At 70.7% G+C, this 16,350-nt stretch carries 14 protein-coding genes and 2 tRNA genes; 12 read left to right on the top strand and 4 right to left on the bottom strand.

Annotated elements, in window-relative coordinates; translation table 11 throughout:
* The 3 genes from FF36_RS38275 to leuA all read left to right on the top strand — a co-directional run.
* The coding region (locus FF36_RS38275) for an ACT domain-containing protein (RefSeq protein ID WP_242422589.1) at positions 1 to 303 on the top strand (303 nt) is incomplete at its 5' end.
* A 348-nt stretch (positions 304 to 651) separates the two neighbouring features.
* Positions 652 to 1,476, top strand: coding sequence for a septum formation family protein (locus FF36_RS17865; RefSeq protein ID WP_044886227.1), 825 nt, complete (start codon positions 652 to 654; stop codon positions 1,474 to 1,476).
* A gap of 341 nt (positions 1,477 to 1,817) precedes the next feature.
* Entirely contained in the window at positions 1,818 to 3,587 is a 1,770-nt protein-coding gene (gene leuA, locus FF36_RS17860) for a 2-isopropylmalate synthase (RefSeq protein ID WP_044886226.1), read from the top strand.
* Positions 3,588 to 3,679: 92 nt separating this feature from the next.
* Here the strand turns inward: leuA and FF36_RS17855 are convergent, their stop codons facing one another.
* Together FF36_RS17855 and FF36_RS17850 are read right to left on the bottom strand one after the other, a co-directional pair.
* Entirely contained in the window at positions 3,680 to 3,976 is a 297-nt protein-coding gene (locus tag FF36_RS17855; RefSeq protein ID WP_082122007.1) for a DUF1059 domain-containing protein, read from the bottom strand.
* Positions 3,973 to 5,250 (bottom strand): EAL domain-containing protein, encoded by a 1,278-nt coding sequence (locus FF36_RS17850; RefSeq protein WP_242422587.1) that lies wholly within the window; start codon positions 5,248 to 5,250, stop codon positions 3,973 to 3,975. The genes FF36_RS17855 and FF36_RS17850 overlap by 4 nt, the downstream gene beginning before the upstream one ends.
* Before the next feature lie 724 nt (positions 5,251 to 5,974).
* On the opposite strand from FF36_RS17850, the gene FF36_RS17845 reads away from it, so the two are divergent.
* From FF36_RS17845 to cimA, 5 genes are all read left to right on the top strand, one after another.
* Positions 5,975 to 7,003: a 3-isopropylmalate dehydrogenase gene (locus tag FF36_RS17845; RefSeq protein WP_044886224.1), complete on the top strand. Its 1,029-nt coding sequence runs from the start codon at positions 5,975 to 5,977 to the stop codon at positions 7,001 to 7,003.
* A gap of 301 nt (positions 7,004 to 7,304) precedes the next feature.
* Positions 7,305 to 8,231, top strand: coding sequence for a branched-chain amino acid transaminase (locus tag FF36_RS17840; protein ID WP_044886258.1), 927 nt, complete (start codon positions 7,305 to 7,307; stop codon positions 8,229 to 8,231).
* A gap of 429 nt (positions 8,232 to 8,660) precedes the next feature.
* Positions 8,661 to 9,047, top strand: coding sequence for a CBS domain-containing protein (locus FF36_RS17835; RefSeq protein WP_044886223.1), 387 nt, complete (start codon positions 8,661 to 8,663; stop codon positions 9,045 to 9,047).
* A 109-nt stretch (positions 9,048 to 9,156) separates the two neighbouring features.
* Complete coding sequence (locus FF36_RS17830; RefSeq protein ID WP_044886222.1) at positions 9,157 to 9,834, top strand: Crp/Fnr family transcriptional regulator; 678 nt, start codon at positions 9,157 to 9,159, stop codon at positions 9,832 to 9,834.
* 459 nt (positions 9,835 to 10,293) lie between these two features.
* Positions 10,294 to 11,898, top strand: coding sequence for a citramalate synthase (cimA, locus tag FF36_RS17825; RefSeq protein ID WP_044886257.1), 1,605 nt, complete (start codon positions 10,294 to 10,296; stop codon positions 11,896 to 11,898).
* Positions 11,899 to 12,064: 166 nt separating this feature from the next.
* Here cimA and FF36_RS17820 read toward each other — a convergent pair whose 3' ends face one another.
* Positions 12,065 to 12,328 (bottom strand): hypothetical protein, encoded by a 264-nt coding sequence (locus FF36_RS17820; protein WP_044886256.1) that lies wholly within the window; start codon positions 12,326 to 12,328, stop codon positions 12,065 to 12,067.
* Between the two features lie 246 nt (positions 12,329 to 12,574).
* Between FF36_RS17820 and FF36_RS17815 the strand changes: the two genes are divergently transcribed.
* From FF36_RS17815 to FF36_RS17805, 3 genes are all read left to right on the top strand, one after another.
* Positions 12,575 to 13,354 (top strand): fumarylacetoacetate hydrolase family protein, encoded by a 780-nt coding sequence (locus tag FF36_RS17815; RefSeq protein ID WP_044886221.1) that lies wholly within the window; start codon positions 12,575 to 12,577, stop codon positions 13,352 to 13,354.
* Positions 13,355 to 13,714: 360 nt separating this feature from the next.
* Positions 13,715 to 13,786, top strand: a tRNA-Gln gene (locus FF36_RS17810).
* Positions 13,787 to 13,880: 94 nt separating this feature from the next.
* Positions 13,881 to 13,953 (top strand) — tRNA-Glu (locus FF36_RS17805).
* 117 nt (positions 13,954 to 14,070) lie between these two features.
* Here the strand turns inward: FF36_RS17805 and FF36_RS17800 are convergent.
* Positions 14,071 to 14,355 carry a hypothetical protein gene (locus FF36_RS17800; RefSeq protein WP_044886255.1) on the bottom strand — a complete coding sequence of 95 codons (285 nt, stop codon included), beginning with the start codon at positions 14,353 to 14,355 and terminating at the stop codon, positions 14,071 to 14,073.
* Positions 14,356 to 14,556: 201 nt separating this feature from the next.
* On the opposite strand from FF36_RS17800, the gene FF36_RS17795 reads away from it, so the two are divergent.
* Positions 14,557 to 16,137, top strand: coding sequence for a sensor histidine kinase (locus FF36_RS17795; protein WP_044886220.1), 1,581 nt, complete (start codon positions 14,557 to 14,559; stop codon positions 16,135 to 16,137).
* The last annotated feature ends 213 nt before the right edge of the window (positions 16,138 to 16,350 follow it).

The following is a 16,350-nucleotide window of genomic DNA, read 5'->3' as shown; positions in this document are numbered from 1 at the left end:
GTCGGTTCCCGGCAGGTCGAGAAGATCACCGCGATCGATGGCTTCGAGGTCGACATCCGACCCGAGGCGCACCTGGCGTTCTTCCGCTACGAGGACCGGCCCGGAATCGTCGGTGCGGTCGGCGCGCTGCTGGGCGAGGCGAACATCAACATCGCCAGTGCTCAGGTGAGCCGGCTCCAGGCGGGTGGGGAGGCGCTGATGTCGCTGTCGCTGGACGACGCGGTCGCCGCCGACATCCTGGCCGACATCGCGAAGATAATCGGCGCTTCCTACGCGCGCGCGGTCAGCATCCAGACCGAGTAGTGATCCAGGCGGAGTAGCGCCGGACCGGGCGGTCGGCAGCTCGCGCCCGACCTCCGGTATCGGGTGGCCGGTCGGTGCCGGACTGCGCAGTCGCGGCGGTGGCACCCCGGTGGGGGCGCGCCGCGGCGACCGGCGGGCGGGCCGGCCGACGGTACGGCGGCGGCGCGGCGGTCGGCTGCCGTCGGGGCGCTGCGACACCGCAGGTGGGCCGTCGGCGGCGGCCGGTCGGAGCCGCCCGCCAGGCCGGCGCGGCGGTGCCGGCCGCGCCGCTCTCGCCCGGAAGTGCCCGGAGTGATCTTTACGCCGAACATGCGGCTTTGGCTGGGTGTCGGGTTTACCGTGGCTAGCATGGCGTCGCGGCATCAGGACCCGTTCGAGGGGCTTCGCCTGGATGAGCGATTCGTCCGCGGAGCCCGCTTCCTCGAGCCGTCCGCGGCCGAACGCAGCCGGCAGCACGGCCGGACCGCATCCGGTCGTTGCCAGGTCGTTCCCGCTCCCCGCGGGCTGCCCGGGTTCTTTCACCGGCTCGTGGCGCCGCCGAAGCCGCCGGGACGCCCCCGGCAGATCGCCCAGATGGTCACCTTCATCGCCATCATCGTCGGGATGATCACTATCACGGTGGTGGCCCTGCGGCAGACGGCTACCCGGGGCGGGGCGGGCAGCGCCACCCGCCTGGCCGCACCGAGCGCGTCGCAGGACGGCGCGGCGAGCGCCGCGAGTGCCAGGCCCGCGGTCAGCGGCTCCCTGACCGGCCCTCCCGCCGGCTACGCGGTCGCCCCGGCACTGCTGGCCGCCCTGCACCGCGGCGACTGTCTGAACTGGACGCCCTACCCGGCAGGCGCACCCGTGCCGATGGTGCCGGTGGTCGCGGTCCGGGTGAGCTGCGACCGTCCGCACATCGACGAGGTCACCCGGCTGGTGAACCTCGCGCCGCTGTTCGGCCGCTGGCCCGGCGCGTCGGCGGTGACCCAGGTGGCGGACGCGCGCTGTGCCGGGGCGCTGCGCGACTTCGCCGGGGCCATCGACGCCACCCCGCACTACATCGTCGGCACGATCTACCCGTCCGAGCCGAGCTGGCAGGACGGCGCGCGCTCGGTTGCCTGTACGGTGCGCACGGACGACCTGCGGGCCCGCACCGGCCCGTTCCGGGCCATCGGCTCGATCGGCGCCTGAGGGCGCGGGCGGCCGATTCGCAGCGGGCGACCGAGGCGAGGCGCGACCGAGCCGCGGCGGCCCACCACCGACCGATCGGGCCGACATCGGGTACTGTTTATTCGCGATGCGTGCGCTGCTCCTCCTTAGCCGCCGCGGCGGGGCCTGATCCAGCTGGCTTCCCCGTCGCGGTGTTCTCGTGCGCCAGCGTCGGGATCCCCGCGGTCATGGTGGCCCGGCGGTCATGCCCAGCCCGGGCGGCCGCCCGTCCGACGCCGTGGAGGGATCTGCCGGCCCCCAAGTCCCCTGTGCGGTCGTGAGATCCGGTCGACGTGGGGCTCTTCCGAGGAAGCAGGAGCACGATGACCACGCAGCAGCCGTCCGGCATGCCGATCGAGAAGTACCAGGCGTTCACCCCCGTCCCGCTGCCGGACCGGACCTGGCCCGAGAAGTCGATCGTCCGCGCCCCGCAGTGGTGCAGCGTCGACCTGCGCGACGGCAACCAGGCACTGATCGACCCGATGACCCCCGCGCGCAAGATGCAGATGTTCGAGCTGCTGGTCGCGATGGGCTACAAGGAGATCGAGGTCGGGTTCCCCGCCGCGAGCCAGACCGACTTCGACTTCATCCGCCAGCTCATCGAGGAAGACCGCATCCCGGATGACGTCGTCATCCAGGTGCTGACCCAGGCGCGCGAGGAGCTGATCGAGCGGACGGCCGCGTCGCTGGTGGGCGCCGACCGGGCGCTGATCCACCTGTACAACTCGACGTCGACGCTGCAGCGGCGGGTCGTGTTCGGCCTGGACCGGGCCGGCGTCACCGAGATTGCCGTACAGGGCGCGCGCTGGTGCGTCCAGTACGCCGAGAAGCTGCTCGAGGGCACCGATGTGCGCTGGCAGTACAGCCCGGAGTCGTTCACCGGTACCGAGCTGGACTACGCCGTCGAGGTGTGCGAGGCGGTCATGGACGTGTGGTCGCCGACGCCGCAGCGGCCAGTCGTGCTGAACCTGCCGGCGACGGTCGAGATGTCGACGCCGAACGTCTACGCCGACCAGATCGAGTGGGTCGGGCGGAACCTGACGCGGCGCGATGCCGTGATCCTGTCGCTGCACCCGCACAACGACCGGGGCTGCGCGGTCGCCGCGGCGGAGCTCGGCGTGCTGGCCGGCGCGGACCGGGTCGAGGGCTGCCTGTTCGGCAACGGCGAGCGCACCGGCAACGTCTGCCTGGTCACCCTCGGTCTGAACCTGTTCTCGCAGGGCGTCGATCCGATGATCGATTTCTCGGACATCGACGGGGTCCGCCGGGCGGTCGAGTACTGCAACCAGCTACCCGTGCACCCCCGCCACCCCTACGGTGGCGACCTCGTCTACACCGCCTTCTCCGGCTCCCACCAGGACGCCATCAAGAAGGGCCTGGAGGCGATGGAACGGACCGGCCAGACCCGGTGGGAGGTGCCCTACCTGCCGATCGACCCCAAGGACGTGGGCCGCACCTACGAGGCCGTCATCCGGGTGAACAGCCAGTCCGGCAAGGGCGGCGTCGCCTACCTGCTGAAGTCGGAGCATTCGCTGGAACTGCCGCGACGGCTGCAGATCGAGTTCTCCGGAGTCGTGCAGCGCCACACCGACGCCGAGGGCGGCGAGGTCACCGCCGCGGAGCTGTGGCGGATCTTCCGTAGCGAGTACTTCCTCGACGGCGCCGAGACGGCGGGCCCGCTGGAGCTGCTGGGGTCGCGGACGAACGCCGCTTCGGGGGAGCGCGACGAGGTCTCGGTCTCGGTTCGGTTCGACGGCGCGGATTCGGTGCTCACCGGGGTCGGCAACGGCCCCATCGACGCCTTCGTGGCCGCCCTGGCGACCCGCGGCCTGAGCGTGCGCATCCTTGACTACAACGAGCACGCGCTGGGTTCGGGCGCCGACGCCCGGGCGGCGGCCTACCTCGAGGTCTCCGTCGACGACCGGGTGTACTGGGGGGTCGGCATCGATCCCAACATCGTCACCGCGTCGTTGCGGGCCGTCGTGAGCGCCGTCAACCGTGCCTCCCGTGACCGGGCGGCGGCGCCGGTCCCCGGGCCGGCCGTCGCGGCGCCGAGGGACGGCGGCCGGCCCGCCGCCGCACCGGTGGCCTGAGCCGGGCTCTCCGCGGGCATGACCGGCGGCCTGTGGCGGCCTTGCGGCTGCCGCAGGCCGCCGGCCGTGCCGCTGGGTCGACACGGCGGCGATCAGTCGCGGAGATCCGCCGGTTCCACGTCCCGGACGCTGCGGCGGACCTGATCCAGCATCGCCTCCGGGACGTCGGTCATGCCGTGATCCACGCGGGCGTGGGTGTCCACGGCACGGAGCAGATCCTCCTCGGCAGACGCGACGATGCGTGTCTCGCACCCGTGAATGATCGCGCCACAGTAGAATTCCTTCATGGCCGGCCGCCGAACGGTGATCTCCGCGGGCAGGGAATGACCCCCGGCCGCCGGGCTCGGTGACATCAGCGCCTGGGCGGTCCAGTATCGGTTCCGTCTCATGTGGACATTTCCGCGAGACGCAGCATCAGACGCTCCATCCGTACCAGACCGAGGGGTCGACCCATCTCGGTCACGATTATCACCGGGTCGAACCGGCTGGCCCTGGCGCGGGTCATGGCGCGGCGCGCCACCTCCGTCACCGGTTCCTCCGGGCGGGCGAACAGGGTGGTGGGTACCCGGCGGGGTTCGGTGCCGCCGCCGGGACCGCTGGACAGGTGCAGCGCGACCGGGCGGCACCGGTTGGACACGATGATCGTCGCTCTGGGAGCCTGCTCGTCGTCGGGGCCGGCGGTGGTCGGATCACCGCGGTTCGCGGCCGTCCGCATGGGGCAGCTCGGGCAGTCCGGCGACATGGCGCACGAGCCCGAGTCGCCCACGCGGACGGTGACCTGTTCCATGAGGCTCTCGATGCTCGCCGCGCGGTTGCTGCGTTCGGAGAGCTGCCGGATGCGCCGGGCCACCCCCGGATCGAGCTGCTGCCAGCCCTCGGACGGGCGCCCGAGCAGGAATCCCTGCCCGAGGGGAACGCCGAGCGCGACCAGCATGGCCAGCTCGTCGCCCCGCTCGATGCCCTCCGCGATCACCCAGCCATTCAGCCGGCTGGCGAAGTTGCCGACCAGCTCGGTCAGAGCGATCTTGACCTGGTCGTCATCGACGTTGACCACCAGCGAGCGGTCCAGCTTGACGAAGTCGGGTCGGATCCGGGCGAGCTGGCGTAGCCCGGCGTAGCCGGAGCCGACATCGTCCATGGCGACGAAGGCGCCGCGGTTGCGCAGAGCGCTTGCGGTGGCGGTCAGCCCGGTCGTGGCGTCGAGGTCGACCGCCTCGTTGAGTTCCAGCACGAGCCGGCGCAGGTCCGCGTCCCGCCAGACCTCGGCGACCGCGGGCTCGTCCAGCAGGTGGGGCAGAACGTTGACGGCCAGGAAGCAGCGGTCGGGAAGCCGATCGCGGGCCGCGAGCGCGGCAGCGAGAACCCGGGCCTCGAGTTCGGCCGCGTGCCCGAGCCGGTCCGCCGCGGCGAAAATGCGGTCGGGGGAGTGCGTCGGATGGCTGTGGAAGCGGGCGAGCGCCTCATATCCGGCGATAACCCCACGCTGCAGATCTACGATCGGCTGGAAGTACAGCACAGGTTCGGCGGGATCGGCGAGAACCCGGGCCAGGTCGGGATGGTCGGCCTCGTAGGCGTCCTGCTCCCCGCCGGCGAGTCTCGGCGGACTCGACGCGCCCGACGTTTCGGCTCCCGCGGACGCGACCGCGCGCCGGGCGTCGGCCACCTCGCCGGATGTCTCGCCGGATGTCTCTGCGGAGTCGCCGACATCGGAGCGGCCGCGGGGTGGAGATCCCGCGGGAGTCCGCTGTCGAGTAATCATGCGCCGTGCACCCCCTCGCCTCGAAGCACGTCGCACCTGTCCTGTAAGTGAGTTTCTTACCATCTGGCCTCGATGCCGGTCGCGAGTACCGTCCGGAGTTGTGAATCCTGCGGTCTTTTGTGTGACCGGCGGGTGGCGGTCGGATTGCTGGTTGTCGTCTTTCTTGCGACCGCCCGGCGGGGGCGGCGTGTTCTATACGGCTGGGCCGTCGATCGTCACCGATCTGTTGTCGAGCACGACAATGCGCCTCACTTTCTGAGGTATCGGTGCCGTGCGGTCGGAGTNGGTGCTCCGGCGGGCGCACATCAATTCGGGAACAACGAACGTGATACCCCGCGCGGCCCGGCCGGACGGTGGTCACTGGTGGTAATCGTTAGGCCGCAGTGTGGTGGTCTCGCTGGTCGTCCGGTGATGCCCTGTGGTAGCGGGGGGCGTAGCGGCTCATCCCACCGTGTCCGTCCGTCGCCGTGTCTCCACACCCGGTGCCGTCCGAGGGCGCCCTGCCCGCGCCACCCCGCCGCCACGGCCGGGAGGTTCGCCGCGCAGGTTCGAGGGTCCCCCGCGGAGCCCCCGGCGCCGGATCGAGTCGAGCCGCTGCGATCCGCGGGTTCCGGCTACAGTCGGGCACATGAGGCTTGCGGTGATCGGCGGTGACGGGATCGGCCCCGAAGTGGTGGCGGAGGGGCTGCGGGTACTGCGGGCCGTACACCCCAAGGTCGACACGACCGAGTACGACCTGGGCGCCCGGCGTTGGCATCAGACCGGGGAGACGCTGCCCGACTCGGTGCTCGAGGAACTGCGCGGTCACGACGCGATCCTGCTCGGCGCGGTCGGCGATCCGGGGGTGCCGAGCGGCGTGCTCGAGCGCGGCCTGCTTCTGCGTCTGCGCTTCGAGCTCGACCACCATGTCAACCTGCGGCCGGTGCGGCTGTATCCCGGGGTCGCCTCGCCGCTGGCCGGAGAGCCCACGATCGACATGATCGTGGTGCGTGAGGGCACCGAGGGTCCGTACGCGGGTGCCGGCGGCGTGCTGCGGCGGGGGACTCCGCACGAGGTTGCCACCGAGGAGAGCCTCAACACCCGCTACGGCGTCGAGCGGGTCGTGCGGGACGCCTTCCGCCGCGCCGCTCGCCGCGAGCGCCGCCATCTCACCCTCGTGCACAAGAACAACGTCCTGACCAAGGCCGGCGACCTGTGGTCGCGCACGGTCGCCGAGGTGGCGCCGGAGTTCCCCGACGTGCGGGTCGACTACCAGCACGTGGACGCGGCCTCGATGTTCTTCGTGACCGATCCGGGACGGTTCGACGTCGTCGTCACAGACAACATGTTCGGCGACATCATCACCGATATCGGCGCGGCGATCACCGGCGGCATCGGGCTGGCCGCCAGCGGCAATCTCGACCCGTCCGGCGCCCACCCGAGCATGTTCGAGCCGGTCCACGGCAGCGCGCCCGACATCGCCGGCAAGCAGCTCGCCGACCCGACGGCGACGGTCGCCTCCGTCGCGATGCTGCTCGACCACCTGGGACACGCCGAGGAGGCAGCGAGGGTCGAGGCCGCGGTTGCAGCATCGCTCGCGGGCCGGGTGGGCGCGGGCGCCGCGGCCCTGTCGACCCGGGAGCGCGGCGAGGACCTGGCCGCGCGCGCGGTCGGCTAGCTCGCGACTCGGTCGCCGCGGACTTCGCTGCTCCGTCCCACTCCGGCGCTCCGTCCCACTCCGGCGCTCCGTCCCACTCCGGCGCTCCGTCCCACTCCGGCGCGTCGGCCGTCGGGACCGCGTCGGCCGTCGTCGCCGGTCGTCTGCCGTTCTCGCGGAGTTCCCCGCCGCGCGGCGAGGTGGTTATCCTCGAAGCGGGAGCCGTAGATCCGGTAGACGGCAGCCGACGGGGCCCACCACGGCGATGATCGGCGAATTCGTCATCCCTGTTCGCTTCGTCGATCCTGGCCTGGAGTCCGCTGTGCCCATCACCCCCACCTCGAAGATCTGGATGAGTGGCAAGCTCGTCGATTGGGACGACGCCCGCATCCACGTGCTCAACCCGACCCTGCACTACGGCTGGGGCGTGTTCGAGGGCATCCGCTGTTACGAGACGGCCGACGGCCCCGCCGTCTTTCGGCTGTCGGATCACATCGCCCGCCTCTACCGCAGCGCGAAGATCTACGTGATGGAGCCCTCCTTCACTCAGGAGCAGGTGGTGGCGGCCACCAAGGAGACCATCGCGGTCAACGACATCTCCTCCTGCTACATCCGGCCCCTGGTCTACCTCGGCTACGGGGAGATGGGTCTCAACCCGCTGCCCTCACCGGTCGAGGTGATGATCGCGGTCTGGCCGTGGGGTGCCTACCTCGGCGAGGAGGCCGAGGCGAACGGTGTGCGAGCGCAGATCTCCTCCTGGAAGCGGAACGACCCCAACATCACCCCGCCGGCGGCGAAGGCGTCCGGGCAGTACCTGAACTCGTCGCTGGCGAAGGTCGCGGCGGTGAAGGCGGGTTACGACGAGGCGATCCTGACCAGCCCGAACGGCCATATAGCAGACGGCACCGGTGAGAACGTCTTCATCGTCTCCGGCCGTCAGGTCATCACTCCGCTGCTGACCGACGGGCCGTTGGGCGGCATCACCCGCGCCTCGATCATGCAGATCGCCGCCGACCAGGGGTACGAGGTGATCGAGCAGCACGTCGTGCGCACCGACCTCTACCTGGCCGACGAGGCCTTCTTCACCGGGACGGCGGCCGAGATCGTGCCGATCGTCTCGGTTGACGACCGGCAGGTCGGGGCGGGCAAGCCGGGTCCGGTGACCCGCGAGCTGCTGGAGATCTTCCACCGGGCCACGCGAGGTGAGCTGGACCGCTACCGCTCCTGGAACGAGCTGGTCCGGAGCTAGGCAGCCGCGACTCGTCGATCCGCCGAGGCACACCGGTCCGCGCGTCCGCGACATGCCTCGGCGGATTCCATGTGCGCGAGCTACCCGGGCAGCGGGTGGACGCGGTCTTTCCCGTGTCCCCGCGCATCCCCTTGGCGGGTCGGCGGGTCGGCGGGTCGGCGGTGCCATCGTTGACCTGACATCCGCTTCGGCCACATTCTTCGCTTTTGTGGCGTGGTCGAGGTCACAATGTGGCCACGGCAATCCCCGTTTCGCCCTGGCCAATCGGCTTCACGGCGCCTACCGTCGCGAGTAGCAGGCTTCACGAATGCACAAGCGCCGTGCGGGCATCGCGGAGCCTGTGGACGGCATTACCGCTGCGCACGGCATTACCGGTGTCGGAGGGTACTGCCAGGGTTTCGGACGGTATAGCGGGGTTCGGAGGGCGTCGTGCGCGTTTCGGAGGGGATGAGCTCCCTTGTTCTCATGATCGGCCCAGGCCACACGCTCCGCCAGGCGGCCCGGCTGATGGCCGCGCGCAAGGTGGGCGCGGCGGTCGTCCACGATGCGGACAGTCAGGGCTACGGAATTCTCACCGAGCGGGACATTCTCCGCTCGATCGCGGCGGAACAGGATCCGGATGTCGAGATCGCCGGCGATCACCTCACCCGCGATGTCGTCTTCGCGGATCCAGGCTGGTCGCTCGACGACGCGGCAGCCGCGATGCTGCGCGGAGGATTTCGTCATCTCATCGTCACGTCGGGTGGTGGAGTGGCCGGAATTCTTTCCATGCGCGACGTGGTGCGGTGCTGGAGTGACCAACATATAACGGTATGATGCCTGCGTGACGTACGCCAAGGATGTTCCCGATGCGCCGTCCGCTCCGGAGCGGCATACCCCGGTGGCTGCGGAACATCAGGCGGAGCAATGGCGCTACGGTCACCGCATGCACGACAATGAGGCGGTCGCCCTGCTTCGAGCGACCACGCTGCTGAAGGAGCTGGACGAGGAGGACCTGCTGCGACTCGCCTCACGGGCGGTCACGCGGCGATTCCGCCGCGGGCAGGTTGTCTTCACCGAGGGTGAGCCGGGAGATACTCTTCTCGTGGTCGCCACGGGGCGGCTCAAGGTGCTCACCAAGGCGGACGACGGGCGCGATCACGTGCTGAACATCGCCGGCCCTCGGGAGACGCTGGGCGAACTCAACATCGTCGAAGCCGGGACGAGATCCGCCAGCGTCGAGGCCCTGGAATCCAGCACTGCGTTGGTCCTCGACCGAGCCGCCGTATGGGAGCTCGTCCGGGAACGCCCGGCCGTCGCCGAGCAGCTCATCCGGGCGCTGGTCGCCCACGTCCGGCGGCTCACCGGAGCCAACGCCGACCTCGTCTTTCTCGACCTGCCGCGCCGGGTGGCGAAGCTGCTGCTGTTGCGGATGCGAGAAGCGGGCCGGCCGGTGATCGAGCTCGGCCTCACCCAGACGGAGATCGCCTCGCTGCTTGGCGGTTCCCGCCAGTCCGTCAACCAGGCGTTGCGCGAATTCGAACGGCGCACCTGGATTCTGTCGGAAGGGCAGACGATCACGATCCTCCAGGTCGACCGCCTGCGCCGCTTCGCCGGAGACTGAGCAGCCCCGCAGATCCGCTTCGCGAATCTGCGGGGACCCCTGCTGGTGGTTGTGACCGTGGGTGGTCTCCGGGAATCGCCTTCGGCGATCCCCGTGGGTGATCAGGGTTGGGGCTTCGCGAATCTGCGGGGACCCCTGCTGGTGGTTGTGACCGTGGGTGGTCTCCGGGAATCGCCTTCGGCGATCCCCGCGAGCAGCCGAACCGGATTGACTGTGGTGCGCACCACACTCGCCACATGTCGGGTCTGTTACATCGTAGGCTTGTCACCCGGCGGCGAACCCGTCTCCGTCGCGCGCTCCGGTCACTGACCCATGGGACCGGGCGCGTGGCGGTCCCATGGTCCCCGAACCCTGCCGGACGTCGGTGCCGGAGCACGGTCCGTGCGTGACTCGGTGGGACGCGGGGCGGCCGTGCCGGACGCGGTCCCACGGCCCCCGATCCACCGGAGAGGCGCCCCCGTGCGGCCATACGATCCCGATTCCCTGCACATCTACGACACCACCCTGCGCGACGGTACGCAGCAGGAGGGGTTGTCGCTCTCGGTCGGTGACAAGCTCTCGGTGGCCCGCCACCTCGACGACCTCGGCGTCGGCTTCATCGAGGGCGGCTGGCCGGGATCCAATCCGAAGGACGCGGAGTTCTTCGCCCGGGCCCGCACCGAGCTGACGCTGTCGACCGCGGTGCTGACCGCCTTCGGGGCGACCCGGCGCGCCGGCCGCGCGGCCGCGGACGATCCCCAGGTGGCAGCCCTGCGGGAGGCCGGCACGCCGGTGGTCTGCCTCGTCGCGAAGTCGGATCTGCGGCACGTGGAGCGCGCGCTGCGCACCAGCCCCGCCGAGAACCTGGCGATGATCCGGGACACCGTCGCCCACCTGCGGGCCGAGGGCAAGCGGGTCTTCCTCGACGCCGAGCATTTCTTCGACGGCTACCGCGTGCATCCCGAGTACGCGCTCGAGGTCGTCTCCGCCGCCGCCGAGGCCGGCGCCGAGGTCGTCGTGCTCTGCGACACGAACGGCGGAATGCTTCCCACCCGCATCGGCGCCGTCGTCACCGAGGTGCTCGCCAGGACCGGTGCCCGACTGGGCATCCACTGCCACGACGACGCCGACTGCGCGGTGGCGAACACCCTGGTCGCCGTCGAGGCCGGGGTGACCCACGTGCAGGGCACGGCGAACGGCTACGGCGAGCGGTGCGGTAACGCGAACCTGCTCAGCGTCATCGCCGGCCTGGAGACCAAGCTCGGCCGCGCGGCGCTGCCACCGGGGCGGCTGCAGGAACTCGTCCGGGTCTCCCACGCCATCGACGAGGTCACCAACTCGGTTCCCGACCCCCACCGGCCTTATGTCGGCGCAAGCGCGTTCGCGCACAAGGCCGGGCTGCACGCCAGCGCAGTCAAGATCGACCCGGACATGTACCAGCACATCGACCCGGCAGCGGTCGGCAGTGACATGCGGATGCTGGTCTCCGAACTGGCCGGCCGCGCGACCATCGAGCTCAAGGGCCGCGAGCTCGGGCTCGATCTGTCCAACGAGCGTGAGGCCCTCGGCCGGGTCGTGGACCTGGTCAAGGAGCGCGAGGCCACCGGATTCGCCTATGAGGCGGCCGAGGCGTCGTTCGAGTTGCTGCTGCGCGACGAGGTGACGGGCCGCAAGCGCTTCTACACCCTGGAGTCCTGGCGGGTGATCGTCGAACAGCGCTCCGACGGCCAGGTGGTGAGCGAGGCGACCGTCAAGCTCACCTCGCACGGGGTGCGGCACGTCGCGACGGCCGAGGGTAACGGGCCCGTCAACGCGCTCGACACCGCCCTGCGCGACGCCTTGGAGAAGGCCTACCCCGGCCTGGCCGACCTGGAGCTCGTCGACTACAAGGTCCGCATCCTCGACGGCAAGCAGGGCACCGGCGCGGTCACCCGGGTCCTGGTCGGTACCAGCGACGGGCGGTCACGCTGGGACACCATCGGCGTCGACGAGAACATCATCGCCGCCTCCTGGTCGGCTCTCGAGGACGCGGTGAACTTCGGGCTGCGGCGGCAGGGCGAGCGCGCTGATCCGAACGCGACCTGAACAGCCGCGGACCGGCTGACGGCCGCGGACCGGCTGGCGACGTCCAGGGCCGGGGCGGCGGAAACACAGAGTGACCGGCACCCCCTGACAGGCCCGTAGCGGCCCGTTCAGGGGGTGCCGCGGCACATGTGCGCGATCGGACCGACCGGCCGCGTCTGACGGTCCGTCAGTCCTCCGGGATCTCCTCCCACCACTGGCACCACCAGTCACCGCCGACGAGGATCCGCAGCTTCGGGTGCCAGCAGTAGGTGACGTCCTTGTCGGTGTCGAGGTAGTACAGGCAGTTGTCGCACCGCTCGTCCCCGTTGGGCTTGCCGCGCAGGATCGCGTCCTCGGCAAGGTGGCCCAGCTTGACGCTCAGCTCCTCGTCGATCGGCTTGGGCTCCGGCGCCCCGACGTCGTAGACGGGGGTGGTATCGGTCTCGCTCACCATTCTCCTTCCAATCCGGGCGTGACACGCCCGATGCAGGCTCACCGCTGCCGGCGCCGGAGCACCGGGCGGGCGGGACGCTGGGCCGCAACGGGTGCCGCCCGGTGCCTGGACCTGTCACTCGATCTGGCCCGATTCTCTGGCACACCCGGCGTTCTGGCGAACCCGATCACGCCGGCCGCTGTCGCGTGGTGGGCCCGTCGGACGGCCGCCAGGTTCCGTCGCCGGGCTGGATACGGTCAGGGCGTGCGTATCGCGAGGTTCACCGATGGTTCGGAGCCCGGATTCGGGGTCGTCGAGGGGTCGGTAGAGGAGGGCAATGCCGTGATCTCGGTCATCGCCCCGCATCCTTTCGGCCCCTTCTCCTTCACCGGCGCCCGGCGGCCGCTCGGCGACGTCCGGCTGCTCGCTCCGGTCCTGCCCAGCAAGGTGCTCTGCGTCGGCAAGAACTATGCCGACCATGTCCGGGAGATGGGTGGTGACACCCCGCCGGAGCGCCCGATCCTGTTCCTCAAACCGTCGACGAGTGTCGCCGGTCCGGGCGACCCGATCACGCTTCCGCCGGACAGCGACCGGGTCGACTTCGAGGGGGAGCTGGCGGTCGTCATCGGGCGGCTGTGCCGTGACGTCCCAGTGGAGCGGGCCTTCGACGTGGTACTTGGCTACACCTGCGCCAACGACGTGACGGCTCGGGATCAGCAGCAGACCGACGGTCAGTGGACGCGGGCCAAGGGACACGACTCGTTCTGCCCGATCGGTCCCTGGATCGAGACCGAGCTCGATCCCACCGACCTTCCGATCCGCACCACCCTCGACGGTGAGCTGCGGCAGAACTCCCGCACGAAGCTGCTGCTGCGCGACGTGCCCGCCCTCATCGCCTACATGTCCGCCGCCATGACCCTGCTGCCCGGCGACGTGCTCCTGACGGGCACACCGGCGGGGGTCGGGCCGATGCGACCGGGCCAGACCGTGGCGGTGACCGTGGAGGGCATCGGCACGTTGACCAACCCCGTGACGGCCCGCTGAGCTCCCTCGCCCGGGGGCGGCGGCGTAGCTGCCGGTCTTCCGCCGGCTGGACAACCGACACCGCCCTCCGGGCCGCGGGGGCTCACGCGAATTCTCCACCTGCTTCGCAGGTGTGGTCTGCTTCGCATGCCCGGTCTGCTTCGTCTGCGCGTGTCCTCCACCCGGCGACGCGCCGACGGGCGGGCGCACTGTGGACGAGCCGGGCGGCGGGATCAGGCGGTCACGCGGTTGCATGGGCGGGTGGTGTGTTGGCGGTGCGGGAGCGCTGCGGCATCGGGGATGACGAGTGTGCATCGGGCCCCGGTGCGCAGACACCCCCGCGCCATGAGGTACAGTGGGCAACGCCCGATCAGGGCCCCATGGGGTATGGGGTAATTGGCAGCCCAACGGATTCTGGCTCCGTTAGTCTAGGTTCGAGTCCTGGTACCCCAGCTGCACCAAAGGCCGGAGTTGCACCGCTTCGCCGGACTGCTTCGGCATCGTGTACAGTACGACGTGCACCGCAGCGCACGATAGGAAAAGTCTTGGCCCCGTCGTCTAGCGGCCCAGGACGCCGCCCTCTCAAGGCGGTAGCGCCGGTTCGAATCCGGTCGGGGCTACAACGGGTTTATCTTCCTTCTTCGTAGAGGATCAGAGATATGCCCACCCTGCAGAACTCACGATGGCCCCCGGATTTCCATCCGGGGGCCATCGTCATGTCAGGGGCCGGGTGCCGCCTACCGCACGACGGTGAGGCGCGGCATGGCGGCCGGGTGGCGGGCCATCGCGCACTCCCGGCAGCCGCAGGAGGCGGGACCCCCCCAGCCGTGAATCTCGGCCTCGGGAGCGCCCACGCCCCCCTGTGTCGACGCGACGAGCCGGAGCTGTGGACGGGCCGAGTGGGTCAGGACGGCGGGCCCGGCGGGCTCGTCGGTGGCGCCGGCCGTCGACGGGCCGCAGCGTCCCGCGGTCGGCGGAACGATCGCGGACGCGGTCGAGGCTGTCAGGGCCACTGGGGGCACGGTGTCCTCCTCCATGGGCGGCCGTCCTGGGGCCACCTCGCGGACCACAGCCTGGCGGCGCAACCAAGGTTCGCGCCATGCTCCGTTGAGCCCGGTGCCGAGTGGTGCGGATGGCCTAGTCAAACCTGGGCACTGTCGCCATGCGACACCACCCTTGACAACCATGGTGCTCCCGGGTTGGAACGGTAGAAACTTGCGCGGATGTCCACCGTCAGTCCATCGACGCCCGAACGGGCCCGGCGCCGGCACGGCAGCGCCCACGCGGGACGCGCTGCGCGCCGCGCCGGACGGCTGCGCTCGGCCGGGGCATCGGCGCCGGAGGGGGAGGGCGGGGGATCGCAGCCGGGGATGGCCCGGCGACTCACCGCGCTGCTCCCGCAGGGCCGCGGGCTGCCGATCGAGGACTGGACGGCCCGGCACACCCTCATGTGCCTGGTGCTGGCGATGCACCTGCCAGTCATCGTCGGCTACGCGATCTGGCAGAACCTGAGCCTCGCGCACGGGTTCCTGGCGGCCAGCCCGCCTGCCCTGCTGTTCGCTGCCGCGGTCGTGCCCGGCCGGCGCCGGGTCCGTGCCCTTGCCGCGAGCCTCGGCCTCCTGTGCTGTTCGGTCGTGCTCGTGCACATCTCCGACGGCCTCACCCCGATGTACTTCCACTTCTTCGTGGTCGTGGCGCTGATCGCGCTGTATGAGGAGTGGACGGTCTACCTGCTGGCCATCGCGTTCGTGTTCGTCGCGAACCTGGCGATGGGAAACATCGTCAGCGCCGGCGCGGCGGTGCTGGACAATGCCTGGCTGCTGGCCGGTCTGCACGCGGGTTTCATCTTCGCCCTCGCCTGCGCGCAGATGGTCTTCTGGCACTACAACGAGCAGTCCCGGCGGCGGGTGGAGCATTACCGTCAGCAGCTCTACGAGGGCCAGCAGAGCCTGATGGCCCGGCTGGAGGAGACCGACCGCATCCGCAGCGACCTCGTCGCGACCGTCTCGCACGAGTTCCGCACGCCGCTGACCGGAATCCGAGGGAACTTGCTCACCATCAAGCGGCGCCGCAGCCGGCTCTCCGACGCCCAGCTCGACGATCTGCTCGATGCTGCGGTGAACTACTCCGACCGGCTCTCCCGGCTGCTGGAGAACATGCTGACGGCCGCCACGGCCACCGGCACGGACGAGACGACCATCGCCGATCTACCCGAGGTCGTCCGGCATGTGATCGCCAACCTGTCGTACACCAGCTCGCCCAGCAGCATCACGGTGGATCTTCCGCCCGAACTGCCCGTGCGGATGGCGCGGCAGGCCCTCATCCAGGTGGTGGCGAACCTGGTCGACAACGCCCTGGTGCACTCCTGGCCGGGCGCGCCCGTTCGGCTGATCGCGGGCCGGGTCGGCGACGAGGTTGTTCTCCGCGTCCGCAACCCCGGGCCCGACCTCGACCCCGGCACGATCCGCCAGCTCTTCGAACCGTTCACGCAGCGAGACGGCACCGCCACCCGGCCCACCGATGGCGCCGGCATGGGCCTCTACGTCGTCCGGCGGCTCGTCGAGGTACACGGCGGCCGGCTGCGGATGTCGTCGGAGAACGGCGAGATCATCGTCGAGGTCGATCTGTGGGCGGCCACCGCCCACGCGGCCCTCGCGCCGGAGCCGGAGGCGGCGCTGCCGGTGCCCATGCCGCTGCCCCGCAGCATCCGGACGGACGACGAGGAGCCTCGTGTGCCGCGGCTGGGCGGCGGTCCGCTGGCCCGGGACGACATCCGGTCGCTGCCTCTGGACAAGCTCGGCTGAGCGGCGGCCGGGCGCCCGCTTGGTGGCGGCTGGACGGCGCGGTCGCCGCATCGCGCCGGACATCATGCATCATCGCGTCCGAGTGATCGCCCCCGCCGACCGGCTGACGGCCGGTCTCGTCGGCGTCGGTCTCCCACCGGCTTCGCCCTGGCGGGCGGCATGACTGTCCCGGCCGGCAGGAGAACGGGCGGCGGCCGCGTGTCTGCCGGGATC

The organism is Frankia torreyi (genome assembly GCF_000948395.1).
Lineage (GTDB): Bacteria > Actinomycetota > Actinomycetes > Frankiales > Frankiaceae > Frankia > Frankia torreyi.
Note: the sequence above shows the minus strand (reverse complement) of the source record. Positions and strands in the feature narration are given on the sequence as shown.